The sequence below is a fragment of the Chitinophagaceae bacterium C216 genome (assembly GCA_028485475.2).
GTDB classification, from domain to species: Bacteria; Bacteroidota; Bacteroidia; order Chitinophagales; family Chitinophagaceae; genus Niabella; species Niabella composti.
Genome location: CP144143.1, coordinates 2662662 through 2688410, shown reverse-complemented (window position 1 = coordinate 2688410; position 25749 = coordinate 2662662). Strand labels below are relative to the sequence as shown.

General features: G+C 38.0%; 26 protein-coding genes and 1 pseudogene. 17 read left to right on the top strand and 10 right to left on the bottom strand.

Translation table 11 applies throughout. The features are described from left to right. The first annotated feature begins 13 nt into the window (after positions 1 to 13). Positions 14 to 772 (top strand): hypothetical protein, encoded by a 759-nt coding sequence (locus tag PIECOFPK_RS11505; RefSeq protein WP_409965954.1) that lies wholly within the window; start codon positions 14 to 16, stop codon positions 770 to 772. A gap of 51 nt (positions 773 to 823) precedes the next feature. Here the strand turns inward: PIECOFPK_RS11505 and PIECOFPK_RS11500 are convergent, their stop codons facing one another. From PIECOFPK_RS11500 to PIECOFPK_RS11475, 6 genes are all read right to left on the bottom strand, one after another. Next, positions 824 to 1705, bottom strand: coding sequence for an ORF6N domain-containing protein (locus tag PIECOFPK_RS11500; protein ID WP_409965953.1), 882 nt, complete (start codon positions 1703 to 1705; stop codon positions 824 to 826). Then, positions 1695 to 3791 carry a type IA DNA topoisomerase gene (locus PIECOFPK_RS11495; protein WP_409965952.1) on the bottom strand — a complete coding sequence of 699 codons (2097 nt, stop codon included), beginning with the start codon at positions 3789 to 3791 and terminating at the stop codon, positions 1695 to 1697. The genes PIECOFPK_RS11500 and PIECOFPK_RS11495 overlap by 11 nt, the downstream gene beginning before the upstream one ends. Positions 3792 to 3797: 6 nt before the next feature. After that, positions 3798 to 5258 (bottom strand): DUF3945 domain-containing protein, encoded by a 1461-nt coding sequence (locus PIECOFPK_RS11490; RefSeq protein ID WP_409965951.1) that lies wholly within the window; start codon positions 5256 to 5258, stop codon positions 3798 to 3800. Positions 5259 to 5357: 99 nt separating this feature from the next. Beyond that, on the bottom strand, positions 5358 to 5639 hold the full coding sequence (locus PIECOFPK_RS11485) for a helix-turn-helix domain-containing protein (RefSeq protein ID WP_409965950.1): 282 nt from the start codon (positions 5637 to 5639) through the stop codon (positions 5358 to 5360). 25 nt (positions 5640 to 5664) lie between these two features. Then, entirely contained in the window at positions 5665 to 6018 is a 354-nt protein-coding gene (locus tag PIECOFPK_RS11480; RefSeq protein WP_409965949.1) for a helix-turn-helix domain-containing protein, read from the bottom strand. Positions 6019 to 6290: 272 nt separating this feature from the next. Then, on the bottom strand, positions 6291 to 7136 hold the full coding sequence (locus PIECOFPK_RS11475) for an RteC domain-containing protein (protein WP_409965948.1): 846 nt from the start codon (positions 7134 to 7136) through the stop codon (positions 6291 to 6293). 720 nt (positions 7137 to 7856) lie between these two features. Here PIECOFPK_RS11475 and PIECOFPK_RS11470 point away from each other — a divergent pair. Next, positions 7857 to 8201: a hypothetical protein gene (locus PIECOFPK_RS11470; protein ID WP_409965947.1), complete on the top strand. Its 345-nt coding sequence runs from the start codon at positions 7857 to 7859 to the stop codon at positions 8199 to 8201. Here PIECOFPK_RS11470 and PIECOFPK_RS11465 read toward each other — a convergent pair. Further along, positions 8179 to 8819, bottom strand: a pseudogene (locus PIECOFPK_RS11465) (RteC domain-containing protein). The gene PIECOFPK_RS11470 and the pseudogene PIECOFPK_RS11465 overlap by 23 nt on opposite strands. Positions 8820 to 8974: 155 nt before the next feature. Here PIECOFPK_RS11465 and PIECOFPK_RS11460 point away from each other — a divergent pair. From PIECOFPK_RS11460 to PIECOFPK_RS11435, 6 genes are all read left to right on the top strand, one after another. Further along, positions 8975 to 10237: an FAD/NAD(P)-binding oxidoreductase gene (locus PIECOFPK_RS11460; protein WP_409965946.1), complete on the top strand. Its 1263-nt coding sequence runs from the start codon at positions 8975 to 8977 to the stop codon at positions 10235 to 10237. 80 nt (positions 10238 to 10317) lie between these two features. After that, the gene (locus tag PIECOFPK_RS11455; RefSeq protein ID WP_409965945.1) at positions 10318 to 10875 is read left to right on the top strand and encodes a YeeE/YedE family protein; all 558 of its coding nucleotides are present in this window, start codon (positions 10318 to 10320) and stop codon (positions 10873 to 10875) included. 5 nt (positions 10876 to 10880) lie between these two features. Beyond that, positions 10881 to 12236 carry a hypothetical protein gene (locus tag PIECOFPK_RS11450; protein ID WP_409965944.1) on the top strand — a complete coding sequence of 452 codons (1356 nt, stop codon included), beginning with the start codon at positions 10881 to 10883 and terminating at the stop codon, positions 12234 to 12236. Between the two features lie 5 nt (positions 12237 to 12241). Further along, positions 12242 to 12655 carry a YeeE/YedE family protein gene (locus tag PIECOFPK_RS11445; RefSeq protein ID WP_409965943.1) on the top strand — a complete coding sequence of 138 codons (414 nt, stop codon included), beginning with the start codon at positions 12242 to 12244 and terminating at the stop codon, positions 12653 to 12655. A gap of 13 nt (positions 12656 to 12668) precedes the next feature. Continuing rightward, the gene (locus PIECOFPK_RS11440; RefSeq protein ID WP_409965942.1) at positions 12669 to 13298 is read left to right on the top strand and encodes a Crp/Fnr family transcriptional regulator; all 630 of its coding nucleotides are present in this window, start codon (positions 12669 to 12671) and stop codon (positions 13296 to 13298) included. A gap of 4 nt (positions 13299 to 13302) precedes the next feature. Continuing rightward, a complete protein-coding gene (locus PIECOFPK_RS11435) occupies positions 13303 to 13629 on the top strand; it encodes a DUF202 domain-containing protein (protein WP_313091799.1) in 327 nt (108 codons plus the stop codon). Between the two features lie 53 nt (positions 13630 to 13682). On the opposite strand, the gene PIECOFPK_RS11430 is transcribed toward PIECOFPK_RS11435, so the two are convergent. Beyond that, positions 13683 to 14444 (bottom strand): SDR family NAD(P)-dependent oxidoreductase, encoded by a 762-nt coding sequence (locus PIECOFPK_RS11430; RefSeq protein ID WP_093366774.1) that lies wholly within the window; start codon positions 14442 to 14444, stop codon positions 13683 to 13685. 254 nt (positions 14445 to 14698) lie between these two features. Here PIECOFPK_RS11430 and PIECOFPK_RS11425 point away from each other — a divergent pair, with 254 nt between their 5' ends. The 8 genes from PIECOFPK_RS11425 (at position 14699) to PIECOFPK_RS11390 (ending at position 22299) form a co-directional block, all read left to right on the top strand. After that, complete coding sequence (locus PIECOFPK_RS11425) at positions 14699 to 15043, top strand: hypothetical protein (protein WP_313091796.1); 345 nt, start codon at positions 14699 to 14701, stop codon at positions 15041 to 15043. Positions 15044 to 15103: 60 nt separating this feature from the next. Then, positions 15104 to 17164 carry a TonB-dependent receptor domain-containing protein gene (locus PIECOFPK_RS11420; protein WP_409965941.1) on the top strand — a complete coding sequence of 687 codons (2061 nt, stop codon included), beginning with the start codon at positions 15104 to 15106 and terminating at the stop codon, positions 17162 to 17164. Positions 17165 to 17167: 3 nt separating this feature from the next. Further along, complete coding sequence (locus PIECOFPK_RS11415; RefSeq protein ID WP_409965940.1) at positions 17168 to 18466, top strand: APC family permease; 1299 nt, start codon at positions 17168 to 17170, stop codon at positions 18464 to 18466. An 11-nt stretch (positions 18467 to 18477) separates the two neighbouring features. Next, positions 18478 to 19170 carry a methyltransferase domain-containing protein gene (locus tag PIECOFPK_RS11410; protein ID WP_409965939.1) on the top strand — a complete coding sequence of 231 codons (693 nt, stop codon included), beginning with the start codon at positions 18478 to 18480 and terminating at the stop codon, positions 19168 to 19170. Between the two features lie 78 nt (positions 19171 to 19248). Beyond that, on the top strand, positions 19249 to 19794 hold the full coding sequence (locus tag PIECOFPK_RS11405) for a DinB family protein (RefSeq protein WP_409965938.1): 546 nt from the start codon (positions 19249 to 19251) through the stop codon (positions 19792 to 19794). Continuing rightward, positions 19794 to 20159, top strand: coding sequence for a carboxymuconolactone decarboxylase family protein (locus PIECOFPK_RS11400; protein WP_409965937.1), 366 nt, complete (start codon positions 19794 to 19796; stop codon positions 20157 to 20159). Before PIECOFPK_RS11405 ends, PIECOFPK_RS11400 begins: the two co-directional genes overlap by 1 nt. A gap of 169 nt (positions 20160 to 20328) precedes the next feature. Then, positions 20329 to 21795: an MBL fold metallo-hydrolase gene (locus PIECOFPK_RS11395; RefSeq protein WP_409965936.1), complete on the top strand. Its 1467-nt coding sequence runs from the start codon at positions 20329 to 20331 to the stop codon at positions 21793 to 21795. A gap of 18 nt (positions 21796 to 21813) precedes the next feature. Next, positions 21814 to 22299, top strand: coding sequence for a PaaI family thioesterase (locus PIECOFPK_RS11390; protein WP_409965935.1), 486 nt, complete (start codon positions 21814 to 21816; stop codon positions 22297 to 22299). Here the strand turns inward: PIECOFPK_RS11390 and cydB are convergent. Together cydB and PIECOFPK_RS11380 are read right to left on the bottom strand one after the other, a co-directional pair. Next, a complete protein-coding gene (gene cydB, locus PIECOFPK_RS11385; protein ID WP_409965934.1) occupies positions 22259 to 23335 on the bottom strand; it encodes a cytochrome d ubiquinol oxidase subunit II in 1077 nt (358 codons plus the stop codon). The genes PIECOFPK_RS11390 and cydB overlap by 41 nt on opposite strands. 6 nt (positions 23336 to 23341) lie before the next feature. Next, on the bottom strand, positions 23342 to 24679 hold the full coding sequence (locus tag PIECOFPK_RS11380) for a cytochrome ubiquinol oxidase subunit I (protein ID WP_409965933.1): 1338 nt from the start codon (positions 24677 to 24679) through the stop codon (positions 23342 to 23344). A gap of 233 nt (positions 24680 to 24912) precedes the next feature. Between PIECOFPK_RS11380 and PIECOFPK_RS11375 the strand changes: the two genes are divergently transcribed. After that, positions 24913 to 25716 (top strand): sulfite exporter TauE/SafE family protein, encoded by an 804-nt coding sequence (locus PIECOFPK_RS11375; protein WP_409965932.1) that lies wholly within the window; start codon positions 24913 to 24915, stop codon positions 25714 to 25716. The last annotated feature ends 33 nt before the right edge of the window (positions 25717 to 25749 follow it).

Here is a 25749-nt window from a genome sequence, read left to right as displayed (position 1 = left end):
AAATACTTTTTTAATGAACTATACAGAAAACATTGAACGTCTAAAAATACTACTTACAGGTGCATCCACCGATGTTACTATCACAAGTGAGAATGAAGCAGAATATAAAAGGCTGAAAAGTGAACTCAACCAATCTGCTAAGTTCAAAACTAACCAGCCAAAAGAATTTAAAATTTGCCTTACGCTTCAAGAATTTAGAAGAGAAATGCAAGCTAAAGGTGGATATGCAGAACGTAGAAAATATATTAATGAGCTATTTTATCCGCTAATTTCAGATGAAAACTCCTTGCTGGATAGTATAGAAGAAATACAGCAAAGTGTAAATTTTGGACATTTAAACCTTTTGCCCCAAGATATACAGCAGAAAGGACGAGAAATGTCGGAGGTTTATCTGTATTTATATTGTATCGAAAATTCTTTAAGAATATTTATCGAAGAAATTATGAAATCACAAACGATAAATATTCCAAAAAAAGTACAAGATACAATAGATAAGCTAAAGAGAAGTGAACAAGAAAGCAAATATTTACCATTAAGGGGCAATAGTGATTTGTTTTATTGTGATTTTATAGAATTGGGAAAAATCATTGTTGGTAATTGGAGTATTTTTGGACAGTATTTCCCTAAACAAAATGAACATTGGTTAAATGTAATGGTTGATGAATTGTACAAGATTAGGTGTTTAGTTGCTCACAATAGTTATGTAGGCAAAGATGAACGTGATGCACTAAAAGTTTATTATAAAAGCATTACTGCTCAATTGAAAATATAAAAGTATCTAAAGTCTAAAACAAAACCCTCTGGAAATTCGGAGGGTTTTGTTTTATGGAGTGTTCAGAATTTGAAGCATTCTACCAACCTCTATATCCATTCGTGAAAAGGCAAACCATTTCTTACCCAAGTCTTTGAGTGATGCTCCGATATGGTACAGTTCCGTACCGTCAATAATCAAAAATCGGTCGTGTGAATCGGAGAAAATCTTTACTTCGATATGCAAATATTGGCTGTTGTAACGTTGCAGGTCTAACCGTAACTGATTGCTGATACTTTTGGTATAGATTGTTGCGGTTACATTTGTATTACGTTTACCCAATAAGGTCAGTACGGTATCGTCCACGTAATTATCCAGCAGGATAATGGAACTTTCGGCATTTCTGATAATATCCGATACAAATGTATAAGCATCAAAGACCTGCCCATTATAGAAAATGCCTTTGTCACTTTGGAGCTTGTCGCTTTCCAAAGCCTTAAAAATTTCCTCAAATTTTTGGTCGGCTTGCAATTGTTTCAGCTCAATTTTATCCAAACGATGAAACAAAGCCGCATTGCTGATAAGCATTTTCCGCATTTCTACAAACGCATCCATAATTTCAATGCTGACCTTTACAGCCACATCGGAGCGAAGCACTGCGGATAGCATCGCTATCCCTTGTTCGCCGAAAACGTAGGGCAGGTAACGTCTTCCGCCTCGCCCTACGTTTGAGGTTCCAATTTGGAACCTCAAAAATTCGGCTTCCTCATCGGTCAATTGAAAACAGAATTTTTCGGGAAACCGCTCTATATTCCGTTTTACCGCTTTGTTCAGTATTTTGGTTTCCACCTGATATAAGGCAGCGAGGTCGCTGTCAAGCATCACTTGTCTGCCACGTATGGTATAAATCAGATTTCTGATTTCTTGTGGAACAATAGTCGGCTTATTTTCCATTGCGTTTATTGCTTTTGTTTTTCTCAAACTCAAAGGAGGTTTTGCAGTCAGCATCCAACACAATGTAGGCATCGAATTTCTTTCCGGATTTGCTGGTCATTCCTTTGATGAGTGAAGTTTTACCCTTATTCACAAGATTTTCAATATCGGATACTCTAACTTGTACACCACACACATTGCGGAACTGTACCCAACTGCAAACTTCATCGGGGCATTTAACAATCTTATCACGGATAATCAAATGTTGGCTTTTGCATTTCGGGCAGGTAAGTTTTGACAGGTTCGTATTGGCAATGGAAGTCTGCAACAGTTCATCGGTAATAGATGAAGCATAAGTTTCCATTTCCTTTTGGAACGCACTCGCATCGCCTTCGTTATTTTCAATTTTTTGCAAAGCCAATTCCCATTCGGCGGTCATAGAAACGTCTGCAATCTTACGTTCTTTGACGAGTTCATATACCTGCAAACCTTTTTCAGTAGGGATTAAGGATTTCTTTTCCCTTTTGATATAACTTCGTGTAAACAGGGTTTCAATGATTGATGCCCTTGTAGCCGGAGTGCCGATACCAATATTTTGCAAGGCTTTCCGCTCGTCCTCGTTTTCTATATCCTTTCCGGCAGTTTCCATTGCCGACAAAAGTCCGGACTCGGTATAAAGCACAGGCGGTTTGGTTTTCTTTTCCAGAACGGCAGCTTCCTTTATTTTGAGTTCATCGCCCTTTTTCAGGTCGGGCAAATCCTGTATCGGTTCGATATCATCGTCCGTGAAACTGCCTTTGATAGAACGCCAGCCCGGTTCCGTAACCTTACATCCTTTTGCCGCAAAATCGTAATGCAATGCCTGTAAACCAACATCGGTAATCTCTTTGATGCAGGATTGTGAAAGGGCTTCGAGCAACCGAAAGGCAATCATATCATAAACCGCATTTTCCTTTACGTTCAGAGCTGACGGAATTTTATCCGTAATCAACAAACCGTGGTGGTCGGTAACTCGTAAATCGTTTACGATACGTTTATTGAAGCGCCCCCATTTCATTTTGGTTACGGCTTGCTTGCAGGTTTCCCGGTCCTGCAAAGCCCTTACAAGGTTGGGGATTTCCGCCCACATATCTTCGGGTATGTATTTGCTTCCGGTGCGGGGATAAGTAATAAATTTCTTTTCATATAAGTTTTGGGCAATATTGAGTGTTTCTTCGGCGGAAAGGTTGAGCTTTTTGTTGGCTTCTTTTTGCAGACCTGTCAGGTCAAACAATAATGGCGGTTGCTCTGTAACGACTTTGGTTGCTACCGATGTAACGGTAATCGTATTCCCGTTCCTTTCAATAGACCTGAGCGTATCTTCTGCCTGCCTTTGGTCGTCCCATTTGGTTTTGGAAAGGCTTCTAAAATCAATGAACTCTTTGTTATGTAATAGCTGTATCTGCCAATATTGTTTTATCGAAAAGTTTTTGTTTTCCAGATAGCGTTTGCAAATCAAAGCGAGTGTAGGTGTTTGCACCCTGCCGAGTGAATACACGCCGTTTCCTGCGGCAATGGATAAAGCCTGTGTAGCATTGATGCCTACGAGCCAATCGGCACGGCTTCTGCCTTGTGCAGCCTGGTACAATCCGTCAAATTCCTTTCCGTCTTTCAGGTTGTCAAATCCCTGCTTGATGGCTTTTTCGGTGAGCGAGCTTATCCAAAGGCGTTCAAAGGGCTTGTTACATTTCAGGTGTTCGTAGATATAGCGAAATATCAATTCGCCCTCACGTCCTGCATCAGTTGCTACAATAATGCTATCGCTTTTATTGAATAGTTCTTTGATGACTTTCAGTTGCTTTAATGCACCTGCATCGGCTGTATAGCCTTTGTCTTTTTTGACTTTCCGAACGGTCAGCAAAAAAGGGTTTGGCAATATCGGCAAGGCTGATTTATCAAATCCAGATATGCCGTAATCTTCGGGCATTCCCAACCCGATAAGGTGACCGAATGCCCAGGTAACAAAATAGCCGTTGCCCGTCAGGTAGCCATCTTTCTTTTCAGATGCTCCCAACAGGCTGGCTATTTCTCTTGCTACGCTTGGTTTTTCTGCAATGATTGTTTTCATACTATTTTACATTTTTCTGCCTTTGGACTTTGCAGGTGCTTTTGGCTTTTCTTGTTGTTCCTGCTGCTTTTTGTCTTTCGGGGTTTGCTGACCAGTCTTCAAAGGCTCTTTGATATTCTTGGTTGCTTCGTTGGTCTTGCCCTCAGAATTGACGGCGGTCTGCGTTTTGTTGGCTTCGGTCGGTTTCGCCTGCTCTTTGAGCTTGTTCGGGTTTTGAAAGGAGAATTCCGTTCTATTAGTATCCTTATTGAGCGTGATATAGCCCTGGTATTTCTGACCTTTCTTATCTACCAAACCATCAACATAGACGGTTTGCCCGGCTTTGAACTTATCGTATTGTTCATCATTGAGTTCCTTGCCCCTGAAAGTTCTCGGAATTTCATTGGATTGGCGTTGTTGGTTATTTTGCAGGTTGCTTTGCGACTGCCGATTATTGTTGCTTCTGTCAAACAGGAACTCTACATAACGTTTGTCCGCATTGAACTGTACAGTTGCGGAAAATTCCTTGCCTTTCGTGGAAGTCATCCCATCCAAATAGAGCGGTTTGCCCTCCATCAAGGTTTGCTTTTGCTGGTCATTCAGCTTCACACCCTTAATCTCATTGGGAATCTTGATGAAATCTGTCTTTAATGCAATCAGCTCATTGGTCAGCCTGTCCACGCTGACAATGGACGGCATCATTTCCCCTGTTTTGGTGTTTTTCAAATCCACAATGCGTCCCATATTGCCTGTTTGGAGTAAGTTTTTCTTATCCTCATCGGTAAACTTGTGTCCGAAAAATTCCATATTCAGGTTAGGTTCCCTGCGTACACCATGTATTGCCGCCACGACCTTACCGTTTTCGGCAAGCTGTAATGACAATCGTGCATCTGTACGGACAATGGCAGTGTCAAGGTTTACACCGATAGGCACAAGCTCATTGGTTTTGTACCCCCTCAATAAAGGGTCGAGCAGGTTTCTTTTTTCCAGGTACTCCTTGCTTAATCCAATATTGTTCATTGTTTCCCAATCAATCTGTTCCGGCTTGAAGCGGTATTCGCTTGTTTCCGGTGTCTGTGTTGTTTCCATATCTTTTTTGTTTTCTTGTTTTTGTTCTTGCGGGGTTTCCGGTTTTACCTCGTGTTCTTTCATCACTTTTTCACCTTCGGAAGTCGGATTATCTACCTGCGTCTGAAATTCCTTTGCTTTATTTACGGCCTCGTCAGCCGGAACCTTGAAAAATGAGAACTGCGTGGGATCTTTCAACTGTCTCCAAAAATTGGATAGAAAATTGGAAATGAAATCACCGTGTTTGTCCACGCGCATGAACTGGCTTTGATTCTTTTTCGTGGGATCAACAGTTTCCATTTTCCCGTTTTCATCAATGCTCTTTACGGCTTGTATTTTCATTTTTTCTTTATCCAGCACCAGCAATATGTCCGAAAGTTGTTCGGGCATTTCCTGCTTGTTTGTTGTTTCTTCGCTCATAATCTTGAAAATTTAAAGTTTACCGCCGAAAGTAGCGGAAGCGTACACTTTATAACCTGAAGTGGAACTCAGAGGCAGCGTTTGGCGTTCATTGGCTTTCTATCTGTTGAAACTTTCCCTGATGAATTGGTGTACATCGGATAGTTTGTAATACAATTTTCCGCTTATCGTATAATAAGGTAGCTTACCGATAGAACGATACCGTTGCAGAGAACGGTTGCTGATTTTCAGCATTTGTAATAAATCCTGGTTGTCGAGCAGTACCTCTCCGTCAATGCTGTTGTGTTTCTTTTTCAGTTCTTCAATATGTTCGCTAAGCATATCAAAGCGGATCATTATGCGTTCCATCCACGCCAAAAAATCCATTCTGTCAATATTCATAGGATATACATTTGAGGGTTCATATCTATTTTTTGCCTGTGTTCAGCTTTCTGCCTTTTCCTATATAGCTCTTGCCTTTTGTCATAAGTTCCTGTACATATTCGTCACTGCTCTGTATAGCATTGGCATTGAGCATATCCTTGATAGCACCGATGGTATAGAAGTATTGACCATATATTTTTGAATAAGATATCTCACCTTTGGTACGCATACGCCACAATGTTTTTTCACTTATGTGGAGGTATTGGCATACTTCATGGTTATTGAGCCACAGGTCGTCATAACTGTTATTCTCTAATCTTTTCAGGTAGTCACTGATTGCATTAATACGGGCATTCAGTTGTTGCCACGCTTCTTCTTCAATTGTTATAATCTTCATTGCACAAGTATTTAATATTCACTGTGCAAAGTTGCCAAGAGTGGCAGAGTTTGTCCGCCAACCCTCGCCAATTGGTTTTGCAGTTTTTTGAAGATTTTTGCAATTCGTGTAAACTCTTATGGACTAAGAGTTTTGTTGAAATCGGATAAAAAAAGGTGTGGAAATAGGTTGGCTTTGCCAATTGGCAGACATGGGCAAAGCGTGAAAAACGAGGCAAAAATAAGCAGTACACGAAAGGGTACTGCTCCTGATGTATGATGATTTACCCGGAATTAAAGGTCTTTGTCCATATATTCTTCCAATGAGATTTTAAGCTGGTCTAAAAATGCCGTTCGGGAACCACTTCGGGTTTTCATTCTGTGAAAGGCGTGATGAATATCGTTCAATGGCGTTCGGAATAGCACTTGAAAAATCAAAGCCAATTGCCGGATGCCTATATTGCCGTGGGAAACAGAACTGGAAGCATACAGGGCGTAAATCAGTTCAATAAGTGCATTTTGTGAATTAGTCCACGAAATATCTTTGTTGGTCTTTCCGCCTACCAAGACCATGTCGGGGTTTTCTTCGGGATTGACTTTGTTCAGCAAATAGGTATAGAGCAATTCATTGGCAACGATACGGGCTATCTTATTGTCATAATAGGTGGAGAAACTAAGGTCAATTTCAAACACAGCACTCTTTAAGCCATCGTGGTAATTGATTTGTCCGAGCCTGAAATAAAGATGGTCACGGTCTGTCCTTCCCGCACGGTAATACCTGTAAAAATCCCCATCGCAAATACATTCCATATATTCCGCTTGTAGGGCTTTGAACTGGTTTTCATAATAGTTTTGGTGTAATGTACCATTGTTGACAGGGCAGGTGGTTTCTATGCGGAAGACCTTATTATAGAAAATGAGTTTGCCCATAATCTGAGATTTGATGTTCTTGAAAAAGTCTATTTCCTGCTGCTCATTTTTAAAACCGTCCTGCGTGACTTGCGATTTTAAAGCACCCAGCATTTCATTCAGAAACAAGGTCATTTGGTAAGCCTCTTCCGCCGGTCGCATCATTTGGGAAGTAAGTTTGTCTTTCTGACGGCGGATTTGCGATAATATTTTACTCAACACGATTTCCATAGCCTTATAATTTTAGACATTGCTACTTTTCGGAGCTACATCTGTGGTTGCTATGTCAAAATTTGGAAATACTTCTGAATTTAATTTCACAGGTTTCCCCCAGTGTGGGAATTTTTTCTGTTTTTATTTGTAAGAACGGACTTAAAAAAAGGGCAAAGCAGAACACCTGCTTTACCCTTTAATTTATTATATTTGCATTAATGATTTACAAGGTAATCAGATGAAAGTAAGTGCAGTAAGCACCATTACTAAATCGTTACCGATAGAGTTTCCCACTCTTGTAAACTACTCTTATTGAACCTATTTAGGTTAAACTAATCTTAAAAAAAAAAAATAATGGCAAAAAGCAAAAATAAGCAAAACGGCGAAGTCCGCTAAAACACAGTAGTTTATAAAACGTGGATCTACGATTGGAAGTCACTGTACTTTAGTTTTTGGGCGTAAAAAGACAGGGTTAGGTTACTAAATCGTCACTGGTTACAACCTGACCAACAATAATATAACTGATTATATTTCAGTCTTTTGCATTCATTTTCATATTCCCTTGTAACTCATTGATTTTTAATTATAAACATTAAATAATTGAGTTATGGAACAGACGAAAAGGTCAACGTTTAAGCTACTTTTCTACCTAAAGAAAAACGAGCCTAAAAAGAATGGAGCGGTAGCCATTTAGGAAGAATTACCATTGATGGCACACCCAAGACTTTCGGAACAAAGTTGGAAATTAACCCCAATAATTGGGATTTAAAGTATGGAAGAGTTGAGGGAAAGAGTGCCAAAGCTTTAAGTATTAACCAAAAGCTGGATAACATACGGGGGCGTATCGACAAGATTTATGAAGATATGCTCAAACACGAGGGCTTTGCAACCGCACAAAAGGTAAAGCTCACGTTTCTCGGTGTCGGCGTGATGGAGGATGCCGTACTAAAAGTTTTTAGGGGGCAAAATCAGGGCTTTGAAAAAATGGTCGCTAAGGGTAAACGTTCTCAAAGCACATATAGCAAGTATAACACTGTTTACAACCACCTGAGCGAATTCATTAAGGAGCGTTACCTTCGATAAGGGCGTTTTTTGACTCTGTCCAAGTAATCATTTGTTCATTGTCCGTCAAATTTTTAAATTTATTGCTTTCATTATTAATACGACCCCGTAAATATTCATAGAAAAGTTCATCAGCAATAATTCTCGAAACTTTATAATCATAATATGTTGAAAATCTGTAATCAGAATCAAAGATGTGACTATGTAAACCATTTTCAATATTAATCTGCCCTCTTGTAAAAAGTTCCTTGTCCTTATCTGTACGACCAAATGATAGTATTGGCAAAACAAACAGTTAATCTTATAATATTGGTATAACTGTTCTATTTTCTGTAGTTCTTTTGAAAAATACTCTTTATGAACCTGCCACATTCCGATGGGACAAGCTGTTTCAATCCGGAAAACCTTATTATAAAAAATAAGTTTACCCTGTATCTCTGGTTTAATTTTCTTGAAAAACTCTATTTCCTGATTGATATCGGAAAATCCATTTTCCAATACATACTCCTTCAAAACTTGATGTTTTTTTAAAAGGTAACAAGCGAGATACCTGGAATATTCGATAACATGTTGTGGTGATAAATCTACCTTGCTTTCTTCGTCCCTTATTGACAAAAGGATGTTTTTAATGTGTCTCATAATACTTCAATTTTAAATGATTAAATACTTTATTATGACCACTACAGCCACTTAGCTGTATATTAATCTTCATAAATATGCCTTTCAGTAACATTTGTTACAGACGTTCTTTTTCCCAAAATATACTTTTGCAAATAATCATAAATAATGAGGGTATGAAAGCACATTATCAAATAGTCATAATTGGAGCTGGTACAGCCGGTATTATGACAGCAGCTCAGCTTTTAAAAAAGGATAAGTCACTTGACATTGTCATCATTGATCCGGCAGAGATGCATTATTATCAACCGGCCTGGACATTAGTTGGAGCCGGAACTTATGATTTCGCCAAAACGGCAAAATCAATGAGGGATTTGATTCCAAAAGGTGTAGAATGGCTTCAGGATTCTGTGACAGAATTTTTTCCTGAGGAACATAAAATAGAAACTCAAAAAGGTGTCAAAATCAGTTATGATTATCTTGTGGTTGCTCCCGGATTAGTAAATGATCTTTCACTCATTGAAGGATTGGAAGAAGCAGTAAAAAAAGGCATTGTATGCAGTAACTATATAGATCCGAAATATACATGGGAATGCCTAAAGAATTTCAAAGGTGGAAATGCGGTTTTTACCCAACCTACAACCCCTATCAAATGTGGCGGAGCTCCTCAGAAAATTATGTATCTGGCAGCAGACTACTTTCGCAGGAATGGATTAGATAAGAAATCAAATGTAGTTTTTGCTACTCCCGGCACGGTCATCTTTGGGGTAAAACGGATTGCGGATACATTGATGAAAGTCATCCATCGATACAATGTACATTTTAAGCCATTTTATGCTCCAGTTAAAATAGATGCCGACAAAAAAATAGTCTATTTCAAAAGTGTAGCTCCCGATGACAACAACTGTATTGTAAACGAAGGTAATGTTTTGGGAGAAAAACAACAAGGTAATTCATTGATTGAAATGCCTTTTGATTTGCTGCACTTAGCTCCGCCTCAAACAGCTCCAAAGTTTGTAAAAGAATCTGTATTGGTGAATGAAGCTGGTTGGTTAGATGTGGATATCAATAGTCTTCAGCATAAAAAATATCCAAATATTTTCGGAATTGGAGATGTCGCTGCTTTACCAACCGCAAAAACAGGAGCAGCCATACGCAAACAAGCTCCTGTAGTGGTTGATAATATACTCAAACTCATCAAAGGAAAAACTGCCGACAATAAATCTTACCAGGGATATTCATCTTGTCCCTTAGTAACCGGATACGGAAAAATGGTATTGGCAGAATTTAACTACAAAAACGAATTCACACCTGACCCAAAACTCAAAATGATGCTGATTGGCGACAGTTCCAAAGAACACTGGCGTTTGTGGCTGTTAAAAAAATATATGCTTCCCTATTTGTACTGGCATAAAATGATGAAAGGCGAAGATGTTTAGTCTTGTGTAACCTATGTAACAAACTATCTCTTTTTATAAGCCGAAATTTGCGACAATAAAAAAGAATGACAATTTAATTTATGGAATGGATTTTAGAACCGTGGCCGTGGTATGTGAGCGGACCATTGATTGCAATGACGATGTTTATCCTGCTTTATATAGGAAAGAATTTTGGAATGTCGTCCAATTTAAGAACACTGTGCACCATGTGCGGTGCCGACAAAACCTGTGATTTTTTCTGTTTTGACTGGAAAGCACAACGATGGAATTTATTGGTCATGAGCGGAGCCATCATTGGTGGTTTTGTTGCTTCTAATTATCTTTCAAATAATCAGACACCTGACTTAAACCCAAAAACGGTTGAACATTTAAAGGAAATAGGTTTTGAAAGTGCCGGGAAAGCATATGTACCAACAGAGCTTTTTGGACAGGAAGCTTTTTCAGACCCTAAGACATTGGCTATACTACTAATTGGCGGAATATTGGTTGGTTTTGGAGCACGCTATGCAGGTGGTTGTACTTCAGGTCATGCCATATCAGGTATCAGTAATTTACAGTTACCGTCATTGATTGCTACTATTGGATTTTTCATTGGAGGATTGATTATGGTACATCTTATTTTTCCTTTAATTTTTTAATACCAATGAAAAGGCTGGTGGTAATGCTGGTTGTAGTTATACTTTCTCAACCAATAAAAGCACAAGAAAACCACACAAAAGATACTCTTAAAAATAAATCTTTGGTTTCTTATCTGAAAGAAGGCGAAATCAGCGGACATATCCGAAATTATTTTTTGATGACTGAAAACCATAATGGAAACGATTATTATGCCAATGCCATTGGAGGTGTATTAAGCTATGAAACCAAATCGTACAAAGGTTTTCAGTTAGGTGTTTCAGGGATATTTACCTACAAGGTGTTTTCATCAGATTTGAATAAACCTTACGATCAGACCAATAAATCATCACGATGGGAGCAGGAACTTTTTGATGTGAACCATAAAGACAATTTTAAAGATTTAGACCGATTGGAGGAATTGTATATTAAGTATCATTGGAAGAATTCGTATATAACCTATGGAAAAATTCCTATAGAATATACGCCTTTATTGAATAAAAGCGATGGAAGAATGAAGCCTTTTGCTTTTCAGGGAGGTTGGTTGCATCACAAAGATGAAAAATTTCAGGCTGATGCGGCATGGATTCACAGAGTTTCCCCAAGATCAATGACCGAATGGTTTTCAATGGAAGAGGCTATCGGATTGACAGATAACGGCTATTTACCGAATGGCGAAAAAGCAGATTATGAACAATCAACATCCACGAGCGGTTTGTTTATTGCTCATTTAGGAAAAGAATTTAAAAATCTGAAAGCCAATTTCTGGAATTTTCATTTGGATAAATTTATCAATACCTCCTGGTTGCAATTGGAGTATGCAAAAAAGAATTGGGAGTTTGGTGTGATTTATTCGTATCAGATACCAGATGCCTACCAAAAGAAACTGGCTTACGAAAACAGGTATGTGCAGCCGGATGAAAACGGACAGGTAGTCAGCAGTATGCTGAAATACAAAAATGGAGCATCGCAGTTCAAAGTAGCCTATACCAAATCTTTTGAGTCCGGCAGGTACTTATTCCCTAAAGAATTGGGACGTGATCAGTTTTATACGTCCATGCCCAGAAGCCGTATCGAAGGATTGGGAGGAGTTGATGTTTTTGCAATGGGGTATCAGTACAGTTGGAAGCATTTATTTTTGAATGTCGATGCCACCACTACCCATGGAGCAGCAATAAAAGACTATGAATTAAACAAATACAATATCGATGATTATTACCAGATCAATACACGACTGCATTACGAGTTTACCAATTTTTTAAAAGGTCTTCATGTCGAGTTGCTGTATGTCTGGAAACAAAACAAAAACGAGCATAATACAAAATTGGTTGAGCAAAGAAGCGATTACAACCAAATCAATCTAATAACAAATTTTAATTTTTAAAAACAATGAAAAACATAGTTTACTTACTGATCGGAACATTTTTCGGAATTGTTATGTACAAATCCGAAGCCGCATCATGGTTCCGGATTTATGAAATGTTCCAGTTTCAATCGATTCACATGTATGGACTGATGGGAACAGCTTTAGCAGTAGGAATAATCATAGTACAGTACATCAAAAGAAACAAAGTAAAAGACGTGAATGGCAATCCTATTGTTATTGCAGATAAGGACAAAAGTATCCCACGCTATTTAATAGGCGGTATTCTTTTTGGGTTGGGTTGGGCATTGGCGGGAGCTTGTCCGGGACCTATGTTCGTATTGACAGGAGCTGGTTATTTCCCGATTTTAGTTGTAATTTTAGGAGCTGTATTAGGCACTTGGTTTTATGGATTAATAAAAAATAAGTTGCCTCATTAAAATCAAAATAATTATGGAAGAATTAATCCGTGAAACCTATCGGGGTATATTCGAAAAAGAGCTGATTGACGAAATCATATCTGTGGCAAAACTCGTTGAATTTAAAGAAGGCGATATATTGATAGATATCGGCAAGTACATAAAAACCATGCCTTTACTTATTAGTGGTGCTATAAAAATAATGCGGGAAGATTTTGACACAGGCGAACTGTTGCTATACTTCATCGAAAAAGGAGATACCTGCTCTATGACCCTTACCTGCTGTATGGGTGATAAGAAAAGTGAAATTCGTGCAGTGGCAGAAAATAACGGTTTGGTAGCCATGATTCCTGTGGGCAAAATGGAAGAATGGTTGGGCAAATATAAAAGCTGGCGTGCTTTCGTATTTCAAAGTTACAACAACCGTTTTAATGAAATGCTTGCTGCCATAGACAATATAGCATTTACCAATATGGATAAGCGACTTTATAACTATCTTCAGGAAAAAAGCAAGATTAATAATTCAAGTATCATCACCAAAACCCATCAGGAGATTGCCTACGAACTCAACAGTTCCCGAGTAGTAATTTCACGATTGCTGAAAGCATTGGAAAATGAAGGAAAAATAAAACTAAACCGCAATAACATAGAATTGTTAAACTAACGCTATGGAAGAAACCAAAGGCGAACAAATAAATTCACCTTTCAAAAAAGACCTGATACTTAGAGAAGAATTAGCTATCCAACGTACATTTCTTGCCAATCAATCGACATTTCTTTCATTTTTAAGAAGTTCGATGTACTTTTTAGTGGCTGGTCTTAGTGTCAATAAACTTGTTGATGGTAACGAGGCGGTTATTTTTGAATACATCTTGTTCGTTATATCCGGGCTTTTACTCGTTGTGGGCATTATCAACTATTTCCGCAACCACAAAAAAATCAAACAAAGTGAGATTCATATAGGCGATTATAAGTTTAAATATGAAAATAAGTAAACCTAAAAATGACGGTTAATTTAAACCGTCATTTTAGGTTTCTACTTTGAAAATTAAGCCATCGTCATACCGCCATCGATGACCAATTTCATTCCAGTAATGAATTTACTGTCATCAGATGCGAGGAACAATACACCATTGGCAATGTCTTCATTTGTAGCATATCGCTTCAGAGGAATGGTAGCTTCAAATCCTTTCTTTGCTGCTTCAGCATCCCCTGGTGCATAACCCTCTTCCAAAGAACGCATCATACGGTTATCGACAGGTGACGGATGAATAGAATTTACACGTATATTTCTCGAAGCAGCTTCGTTAGCAACGGTACGGGTAATACCGATTACAGCGTGTTTACTAGTTACATAAGCCGATACGTTTGGCGAACCTACCAGACCGGCAACAGAGGAAGTATTGATGATACTACCTCCATCATTCATTTCCGGCAACACATATTTAACCCCCAACCATACACCTTTTACGTTTACGGCTATTAGTTTATCAAAAACTTCCTCCGGATATTCGGTAATGGGCTTTACGACTCCTTCAATCCCTGCATTGTTGAAGAACACATCTATCTTACCAAAAGTATCCACCGTATGTTTTACGTATTTTTGTACATCAGTGGCTTTTGTAACATCAGCCGCTACATAACTTACGTTAGGACTGTTCAATTCAGAAGCAACCTTGCTTAATGCTTCCTCATTTATATCCACCAATACCACTTTTGCTCCTTCATTTAAAAATAACTTTGCTGTTGTTGAACCAATTGCTCCGGAACCTCCGGTAATAACGGCTACTTTGTTTGCTAATTTTGCCATAATATTTACTTTTTAGTTTAATTAAATTCTTGGGTAAAGTTAAATTTAAGGTATATCAAATTCGGTAACAAAAATCACATTTAAATTGATTATTTTTTAGTATTTACCAAATCCAACAACCAATAGAATTATAATCAAAAAGAAGCCAGTTTTGTAACATTAGTTACAATCAATTATAGTCTTAAAAACTACCTTTGAGCTGTTTTTTTTACTCTACAATTTGTTTGAAGAAGTTAGTTTTATTCCTTTTTACTATGGTGCTTAGAACATTCTATGCACAGTTTCATTATGCTTTTTATTTGATAGACAGTGAAACCTACATCGAGCTTTTTTGTGAAAATCAGGACAAACCCGAAATGCACTGTGACGGAAAATGTAGTCTGAGCAAAGCCACAAAAGAAACTTCCGACAAACAAGATAAAATTCCGGAACAAATCACTTCTTTGAGCTTTCCGGATTTTATTCCTACCGAAAAATTCACCTTAGAGTTTATAACAATCGAAAGATTACAGAAGAAAAAAATCATTGCCCAACAATCTCTATATTCTTTTCTGTATTTGGATAAATGCAAACACCCACCCGAAAATTTGATGGTCTAAATTCAAAATCCCTGATGTATTCATGGGACACATTTCTTATTCATCAAATTTTTAAACAAAATGAAATCAATACTTTGGGTTTCACTTTGTGCAATGCCTTTTATGGCTGCGGCACAAGAGAAACAGCAACAAGACAGCGTAAAAACGACTATCTTAAACGAAATTATTATCAAAGGCTACAGGCTCGAAAATCCTACTTTCAGCAAAGTTTCCAATAACTATGACGAAAAAATAGTACAACCCAAAAATGTAGCCGGACTTTTTAACGATATCAATGGTTTTTCACTAATTAAAAGAGGAAACTATGCAATGGATCCGACTTTTCGGGGGGCTCAATATGAGCAATTGAACATTCAATACGATGGTGGACTGAAAGTGATGCACGCTTGTCCCAATCGTATGGATCCTATTACCTCTCACGTTTCGCCTGAAGAAATTGAGAAAATAGAAATCATTAAAGGTCCCTACAGTGTGCGGTACGGTGCAAATTTTGGAGGCATCGTCAATCTGGTCACACGTAATCCCTCAAAAGGAGAACACGGCTTTCACGGTTCGTTGGCTTCAGGCTACGAAACCAATGGAAATGCCTATGTAGGAATGGCTCAGCTACAGTATGTAACGCATAAATTTGACGTAGCTGGTAATTTCGGATACAGAGATTATGGCAATTACAAAGACGGTGATGGTACAGAAATTCCATCTTCATTCAGAAGTACTGACTATGGTTTGAAATTAGGCTATAATATCCATCCAAATCAGCGTATACAAGCATCCTGGAGACAAGCTTTCGGACGTGATGTGTTGCACGCAGGTCTTCCTATGGATACCGAATATGACAACAGCAGCATTGCTTCATTGGATTACAAATGGGATAATATTGGGAAAAATCTGAAAAGTCTGCAAGTAAAAACCTACTACAGTTATGTAGATCATCTGATGACCAATTACAAACGCTCCACAGCGACAGCAACCGAAGCAGCGGCCGATGTAAATTCTACAACCATCGGAGCAAAAGCAGAATTCGAATGGAAAACATCCGATAAACTTCATTTTTTTAGCGGAGTGGACTATCTGCACATTGGTAGAGATGGAGACCGAACAAGACTGATAAAGATGCAGAACGGTAATCCATTGCCTAACCCTATTACAAAAATAAATTCTATATGGCAGGATTCGTATATTGACGATATAGGAGCTTATACGGAAGCGAAATGGAACTTTCTGCCCAGCTATATTTTATCCGCAGGATTACGTTACGATATGGTCATTTCAGACATTCGTAAACCGGAAGCTGATTTTGCCGCATTGTATGATTTGGATAAAAGAACAGAGCATAATATAAGCGGAACCATTTCGTTGAAAAAAGCATTTTCAGACCGCCTTTTTTTAGAATTTGCTTATGGTCGTGGTGTGCGTTCTGCCAATATGATCGAGCGATACATCAACCAGTTCAATGTAGGACAGGACAGCTATAATTATACCGGAAATCCTGATTTGAAAGCTGAAATAAATAATCAGTTTGAAATTGGATTAAGCGGTTATGAAAACCTAAGTGGCTTTTTCAATACCATTCGTTTTGAGGGATCTGTATTTTATGGTTTTTTGAAAAATTATATTTCGGCAGTGATTGAGCCTGATATAGCAGTTGATGCAAAAGTATTTACAAATATAAAAGACGCTTATAAAACAGGCATTGATGCTTCTGCAAAATTGGATTTCGGAAAGTACTATTTCTTAAAAACAGATTTGTCTTATATCTATACCAGAAATAAGGATTTTGATGAATCTTTACCGTTAATTCCTCCCTTCACAGCTCGTATTTCTGCAGGAATAGAAAAAGAAAAATTCTGGGGAAATATTCAGTATAATATTGTTGCAACCCAAAATGAGTTGGCATATTCATTCGGAGAAATCAGAACAGGAGGTTATCAGACTATGGATGTGCGGTTAGGTTATAAACCTGTTGAAAAAGTAAGTATCGGAATAGCCGGGCTAAATATTTTTGATAAAACATACCACAACCATTTAAATTTTGCATTCCGAAATCAGGAAGGTTTTGCCAGTGTACCGATTAATGAAGCCAGTAGAAATTTTACGGTTTTCATGCAATATAAATTTTAATGTATGCAGCCAAAATCCAAACATAAAATCACGACGCTAACAGGAATTGCCATTGTTGTTGCCAATATGATAGGCACAGGTGCATTTACCAGTTTAGGGTTTCAACTCAAAGACTTGAATAATCCTTCGGTTGTACTTACTCTTTGGGTTTTAGGCGGTATTTTGGCTCTTTCGGGAGCGTTCAGTTATGCTGAAGTAGGAACGGTTATTTCAAAATCAGGAGGAGAATATGCTTTCTTGTCCAAAATTTACAATCCTTTAATCGGATATCTTTCGGGATGGATTTCGCTTACCGTTGGTTTTGCGGCACCGATTGCTTTAGCTGCGATTGCTTTTTCGGAGTATTTTCCATTTGGGAATTTCAATGTCAAATGGATGAGCATTGCCTTGGTCGCTGTCATCACATTAATCCATACCCAAAGTTTGAAACTGAGTGCCGAATTTCAAAACATCAGTACTTTGCTCAAAGTAATTTTGATTGTCATAATTATTGGTGTTGGTTTGATTTTGCCGGAGCATTCGGGCAATGAAATCGTTTCTTCAAAAGGATATTTTACCGAATTAACGTCAACAGCTTTTGCCATTGCATTGATTTATGTAAGTTATTCCTATTCGGGCTGGAATGCGGCAGCTTATATTACCGAAGAATTTGAAAATCCTTTAAAATCTTTACCCAAAGCACTTATTGGAGGAACGGTTTTGGTAACGGTTCTATACACCATATTGCAATACGTTTTTCTGAAACACGTTCCGGTTGAGAATTTAGCCGGACAGTTGAACGTAGGCACCATTGCTACACAGCAAATGTTGGGAGAAAAAGCAGGGAGTTTCTTTGGGTTGGCCATTTCATTACTGTTAATCTCAGGCATTAGTGCTATGGTTTGGGTTGGCCCGAGAGTAACATCGAGCATTGCAAAAGGACATCGTCTTTGGTCGTACTTTCAAACACAGGAAAACGGCATTCCCAAAAGAGCCTTGTGGTTGCAGTTTGGCATCAGTTCTTTATTGTTGTTTACCGGAACCTTTGAGCAGATTATGATTTATTGCGGAATATTGCTTACTGCATCTTCTTTAATGACAGTTTTAGGGGTATTCAAATTGCGAAAGCAAAATCAACAAAGAATAGGTTTCAAAAGTCCGTTATTTCCGCTGTTTCAAATCGTCTTTATTTTGTTATCTGTATGGATGATTGTCTATGCTTTGATTAACAATACTCTTGAATCAGCTTTGGGAATGAGCAATTTGCTCATCGGAACAGGAACTTATTTCTGGAGCAAAAAAATAAAAAAGTCTAATTATTAAATTGATATAAAATGAAAAAACAAATTATTACCGCAATCCTTGCGATTGCCTCAACCAGTACAATTATGGCACAGGAACATCAAAACAAAAAGCATCACGGTCACGGAGACGGAAAACCTGCACACTCTGCAAACGAGTATATGCACAAAGCTTCTACGGATGATTTAATCAACCGTTTCGAATCCAAAGAACGTGACGAGTACCAACAACCTCATAAAGTGATGGAATACTTAGGTAATATCCAAGGTAAAACCATTATGGACATCGGGGCAGGAACAGGTTATTTTTCTGTGAAACTTGCCAAACACGGAGCAAATGTAATTGCAGCCGATGTAAATGATGAGTTTCAGACTTTCCTGAAAAAACGTATTGAAGACAACAAAATCGATAATATCACTCTTCGCAAAATACCGTATGATAGTCCTGATTTAAAAGACAATGAAGTGGATATGGTGTTAATCGTAAATACCTATCACCATATTGACAATCGAGTCGAGTATTTTGCAAAAGTAAAAAAAGGAACAAAAAACAATGGAGAATTGGTCGTGATTGATTTCTTCAAAACAGATGTTCCGGTGGGCCCGCCAACCGACCATAAAGTGTCTATCGATGAAGTAATTGCTGAATTGAAAAAAGCAGGTTATACTTCTTTTGAAGTGAATGTAGATTTACTGCCGTATCAATTTATTATTAAAGCGAAATAAAGCTCCTTTCTGTAACATAGATTACTGTGTAATTTCCTGTTACAGCATAATTTTACAACAGTTTAAAATGTAAGAAAAATGGAAAATAAGGCAACAATACAGGAGTTCAATCGCTTCTTGAGCATTCACGAACAACTTTATCTTCAAACTCTGGAATTACTGAAAGATGTTCCCGATGAAGTATTTAAAAGTACACCAATTGACAACGAAGTCATGTATCTCGGAACCCGTGTGAATACAATTAATATAGGTGGATTAATCCGTCATTTTGTATTGGCAGAAATTCATTGGTTTCAAGCGATGAAAGAGGGAGAAAGTGGACTGGAAATTCCAAAACCTGATAACGCTTCTTTATTGGAAAACATTGCAGACGGACAGGAATTAGTGGAAAAATACAAAGACGTTTTTGCCAAAGGATTTGAAATCCTAAAAAGCTATACCGAAGAAGATTTGAATAAAACCGTTTCCTTTATGGGACGGAAATACACGGTAATGGCATTTCTGTGGATTACGTTTGGGCATCATTCGTATCATTTAGGACAGGTGGATATGCTGATGCGTCAAAACGGAATTTATCCGGCTGAATATATGGAATGGCCCAACACTTCAACCTTAATCGGCTAATGGAAAACATTAGAAAAAAGTACGAAGAACTGCTGGGTTTCGTTCCGGAAAACATCGAAAAAAGGTTAAAATTGGCAGTGTTTTCAGAAGAAATAGATGCGATAGAAGTCATAGAGAAATACCGTGAACAACTCATATACAATAATCCACTCGACAAGAAAACCCAGCAATTGGTACATTTTGCTTTACTGATTGGGGGAATGCACAAAGAACCTGCAAAACTGCACTCCAAAGGAGCCTTAAAAGCCGGAGCTACCGTAAAAGAACTCTTTGGCGTTTGCGAAACGGCAGCCATTACCGGTGGAATGCCTGCATTTAGTTTGGCGGTGGATTGTGTATTTGAAGCGATGGAAAAGTCTGTTTAAAGGGTATCATAAAAAACGAGGATTTAATGTCCTCGTTTTTTGTTATGTAACCTATGTTACTTTCTGCTCAAACTGTAAATGCTAATTTTGAGGATTTATTACTACACTAATAACGTACTAAAGTTAGTGTAGATAGTTTTAAACATTGAAATTTTAAAGCAATTAATATATGAAATCCATCTTTTTTAAAAGCAGATTCCTATGGTTAGTAGCCATACTATTCCTATCTAATTCCTCGTTTGCTCAAACTTTATTTTTTGAACGTGTTTATGACGAAACGCTCTCACAGGCAAGTTACGTGATTGGGGATGCAGAAACCAAAGAAGCCATTGTGATCGACCCGAAAAGAGACATTGACACTTACCTGGAAATCGCTAAAGCAAACAATCTGAAAATAACGAAAATTACCGAAACCCATATTCACGCAGACTTTCTCAGCGGTTCGAGAGAACTTGCAGCAGTGACCAAAGCACCCTTGTATTTATCTGATGAAGGCGGAAAAGAATGGCAATATGATTTTCCACATCAAGGACTAAAAGACGGAGATCAAATCAAAATAGGTAAGATTATAATTGACGTAATACACACCCCGGGACATACGCCCGAGAGCCTGACTTTTTTGGTTAAAGACGGTACAGAAAATTCAATCAAAGCCATTACCGGAGATTTTATATTTGTAGGAGATGTCGGTCGTCCTGATTTATTAGAAAAGGCAGCCGGACAAATCGGTTCGCAGGAAGTTGGTGCAAAACAACTCTATCATTCTATCGAGAAATTTTTGAAATTACCAGATAATACCGAAATATGGCCAGGACATGGAGCAGGTTCTTTCTGCGGGAAAAGTTTGAGCAATATTCCGCAATCTACTTTGAAACAAGAAAAACTAACCAATCCGGCTTTACAATTTTCAGGGAAAGAAGCAGATTTTGTGAACTATATTCTAAAAGACCAACCAGCTCCGCCAAAATATTTTGCGATGATGAAACATTTAAACAAAGTAGATCGTCCGCTTTTGGTTGCAGTTCCTAAACTTGCCAAATTAAATAAACAAGAAACAGATAATGCCATTCAAAATGGGTTAAACGTTATAGATGCCCGACCAAAATCAGTTTCAGGTAAAGGATTTATTAAGGGAAGTTTTCTGATTGAAAATATGAAAACATTCTCCACATTTGCCGGTTCGATTGTCGATTATCAAAACCAGATTATTTTGATTGCCGAAGAAAACCAAATCGAACACCTTACCCGAAAACTGATGCGTATCGGAATGGACAATATTTATGGTTACATTACCAATCTTTCAGATTACAACTTATCTTTACAAAAAGTAAAAACCATTGATACAGATACTTTTAAATCGTATTTGGAAAACAAAAACATTCAGAAAATTGATGTCCGTACCGAAAACGAATACAAAAGTGGTCATATCAACGGTGTTGAAAATATTGCCTTAAATACACTTGAAAAAAATCTGGATAAAATCAATAAAAAAGAACCTGTCATCATCCATTGCCAAAGCGGTGCACGTGCGGCAATTGCTTATTCCATTCTTATAAAACACGGTTTTGAAAACATTCTGAACTATTCCGGAGGCATCAATGATTGGATGGAAAAAAAGAACGAACTTGTAGAGTAAATTTTTTGAATTCTAACGATGCAAAATAAATCTAAAGCCATTCAGGATTTATACCCCGACGAATTGGCACATTGCTACGGATGTGGAAAGAATAATCCCTTTGGCTATCAGTTGAAAACGTATTTAGTGGGCGATGAAACTATCGCCCATTTTACGCCAGACGAAAAATTTACAGCACTTCCAGGTAGCGTTTACGGTGGTTTGGTGGCTTCTCTTTTGGATTGCCACGGCACAGGTTCTGCCGCTGCTTTTGCTTGTGTTGCGGAGAATATTGATCTTGAAAATACAGAAATTATTCCTGTAAGATGTGTAACGGCATCGCTTAAAATCGATTTCAAAGCACCTACACCCATGGGAACAGAACTGGAATTGACAGGAAAACTGCGAAGTATCGAAGGTCGAAAAATATGGGTTGATATGACACTTTCTGCCGGTGATATTCTTTGTGCTACAGGAGAGATTTTTAGTGTTCTCCATATCCCACATCATCCATTTTTCCTTTAAATACTCTGAACTGAATGACAAAATAAACTACAACTAAAATCGCAGCAACAATAAACCAGCCCAAACCTACTGACAAGCCGTATTCGTGAGCCGCTACATTCTGAACCGTCAAAGAAGGATTAACTCCATTTGTTGATGGTAGTAAATTGGGAAACATAGAAGCTATCGTGGTGGCAAAACTCCCGAAAATAAACATCGAAGAAAACAGGAAACCCGTACTGTCTTTTTTAAATTTATTAATTCTGAACAAACCAATTAGACCTACTGCACCAATAACAGGGAATATCCAAAGCCAATAATGCGTTTGCAGATTATTTAAAGGGAAAGGTTTTACATAATGCCATAAACAAGCCGAAGTAACTACCAATGCCAGCAATACAAAATTCAATTTAAAAATAACCTTTTTAAGTCTTTGATTTAGATCTGTGGAAGTTTTAAGTATAATCCAATTTGCTCCGTGAATGGTTAATGTAATAACAGCGACAAGTCCCAATAACAAGGTAAACCAATCAATAACTCCCTGATGCTCTGCAAGCGGATCAAAAGTTGGGTTCCAAAGTGCCAAAAAGAAATAATGAGCTTCTTGTGTAGAAACACCATTTTCGACCATTCCAAGGTTTACACCTCTTACCACGTTTCCGAGTGCTGCACCAAAGAAAAGAGCCAGCAGAAAACTTGCAATCCCAAATGCTTTATCCCAGATTGCTTCCCACATTCTGTTATGCACCTGTCCTCTTAACTCCAATCCTACAGCCCTGAAAATCAATAGCCATAATACCAGCATCAAAGGCAGATAAAAACCACTGAAAGCCGAAGCATAGAGTGTAGGAAAGGCAAAAAAGAGAACGCCTCCAGCGGCAATGAGCCACACTTCATTGGCGTCCCAAAAAGGACCGATAGCATTGGTTACAGCTTTTTTTTCTTCTTCTGTTTTAGCAAAAAAAAGATGTACAATTCCTGCACCAAAATCATATCCATCGAGAATCACGTAAGTTCCCAACATCACCATTAATACAATAAACCAAAATATTTCCATAACCAACTATTTTAATGTCATTTTAGCTTCAGGACCTTTACGAATGATTTTTAAAACAAGTAAAAGAAAAAGCAATCCAAGCAGCAAATACAGTCCGACAAAACCTAAAAGTGTAAATAACGTATTTCCCGAAGATACGGTAGGTGAAACACCATCTACCATCCGCATCAGATTATAAACAAGCCAGGGTTGCCGTCCTAATTCCGCTGTGTACCATCCTGCCGTATTGGCGATATAAGGAAAAGGAATCATAAACATCAGAATCCACAGCAACCATTTCGTTTTATACAACCTTCCTTTCCAAAGTAAAAAAGCTGCAAGCACCATAATCCCGATAAAAATAGTTCCTAAACCAACCATAATATGATAACCATAATATAAACCGGGAACATTGGTGGGATGTATGGATTCATCAAACTCATTCAGTCCTTTGATTTCCGCATCCCATCGTTGATAGGTAAGGAAACTAAGGACATTCGGAACTGCAATCTTATTGTCCAGTTTTTTATTTTCCATATCGGGTTGCCCTATAAGTATAATCTCCGAGCCTCCCTTTTCTGTTTCAAATATCCCTTCCATTGCGGCAAAAGTTACAGGCTGATATTTTACAACATTTTTCGCTGCCAGATCTCCCGTAGGGAAAGCCAGCATAACAGAAGAAATAACGCCGAAAACAACACCGCTTTTTACAAAGATTTTTCCAAAACGGCTGTGCTTGTTGCTCAACAAATAAAACGCCCCGACAGCCGCTACAAAGAAGGAACTTGTAACCAGCGAACCTGCCTGATTGTGTAAATAGGAAGGCCACAGCCACGGGTTGTTAAACAAAGCTCCGAAATTGTTTAACACAAATTTTCCGTTTTCTAAAATCTCATACCCTACGGGATGCTGCATCCAGGAATGTGTAGCGATAATCAGAAAACCACTTGCCCAGGAACCGATGAAAACCATCAGTCCGGAAAGAAAGTGTAGTTTCTGCCCGAGTAGCTTTTCACCAAAAAGAAACATGCCTAGAAAAGAGGATTCTAAAAAGAACGAAAACATTCCTTCCATTGCCAGTGTCTGCCCGATGATTCCTCCAGTAAGTTCAGAAAACTTCGCCCAGTTGGTACCAAACTGAAATTCCATTGGAATACCCGTTACAACACCCATTGCGAAATTCAATGCAAAGATCTTCATCCAGAATTTAGAAGCATTGTTGTAATCTTCATTCTTCGTTCGCAGGAACTTCCATTTAAAATAAACAATCATCAGAGAAAGTCCCATAGTGAGCTGAGGGAACAAATAATGAAAGGTAATCGTAAAGGCAAACTGTAGCCGATTGTAAAGAATCATGTCTTCCATAAGGAATATTTTAAGCGTTTGAATATCAGGTTTTGTTACCGCATATATCCACCTTTTATATGCAGCTGTAAATGTATTTCTAAATTACAAAAACGATTGTAACACTTGTTACACAATATAGAATAAATAGACATCTGATGATTTTAGTTCTAATTTTTTTAGCTCTGTAACAATTGTTACTGCCTGCGTTATCGTGGTATTCTAATTTTGCCGTATCATTTAATCTTTGAATTATGGCAACAGATCTTATAGGCTATTTATTAGCCGTTTTAGTAGGTGTTTCATTAGGACTTATAGGTAGCGGAGGCTCAATTCTTACCGTTCCAATTTTAGTTTACGTGATGGGCGTTAACCCGGTTTTGGCAACAGCCTATTCCTTATTTGTGGTGGGAACTACATCCTTGGTAGGTGGTGTTCAGAGTGCTCTTCAGAAAAAAGTAGATTTTAAAACCGTATTCATTTTTGGTATTCCATCTATTGTTGCGGTGTATTTAACGCGGGCATATCTGATGCCTTTAATTCCTGATGTGCTTTTCAGTATTGGAAATTTTCAATTTACAAAACCCATCGCTTTGATGGTGTTGTTTGCCATCGTAATGATATTTGCTTCGATATCCATGATACGTCCTTGTCCGCATTGTAAAGATGCAGATGACGGCGAAATAAAATACAACTATCCTATGATTCTGTTGGAAGGAGCTTTGGTCGGCACACTTACAGGATTAGTTGGTGCAGGTGGTGGATTTTTAATTATTCCGGCATTGGTTTTATTAGCAAAAATGCCTATGAAATTAGCCGTAGGAACATCCTTATTTATCATTGCTGCGAAATCACTTTTAGGGTTTACCGGAGATTTACAAGGCAGTGAAACCATCGACTGGACTTTACTTTCCACTTTTACCGGATTATCGGTTGTTGGTATTTTTATCGGAATCTTCCTCTCCAAAAAAATAGAAGGTAACAAACTCAAATCCGCATTCGGTTGGTTTGTACTGGTGATGGGAATCTATATCCTTATCAAAGAATTATTCTTATAAAAAACAGTCTTGTAACTTATGTTACTGTACAGG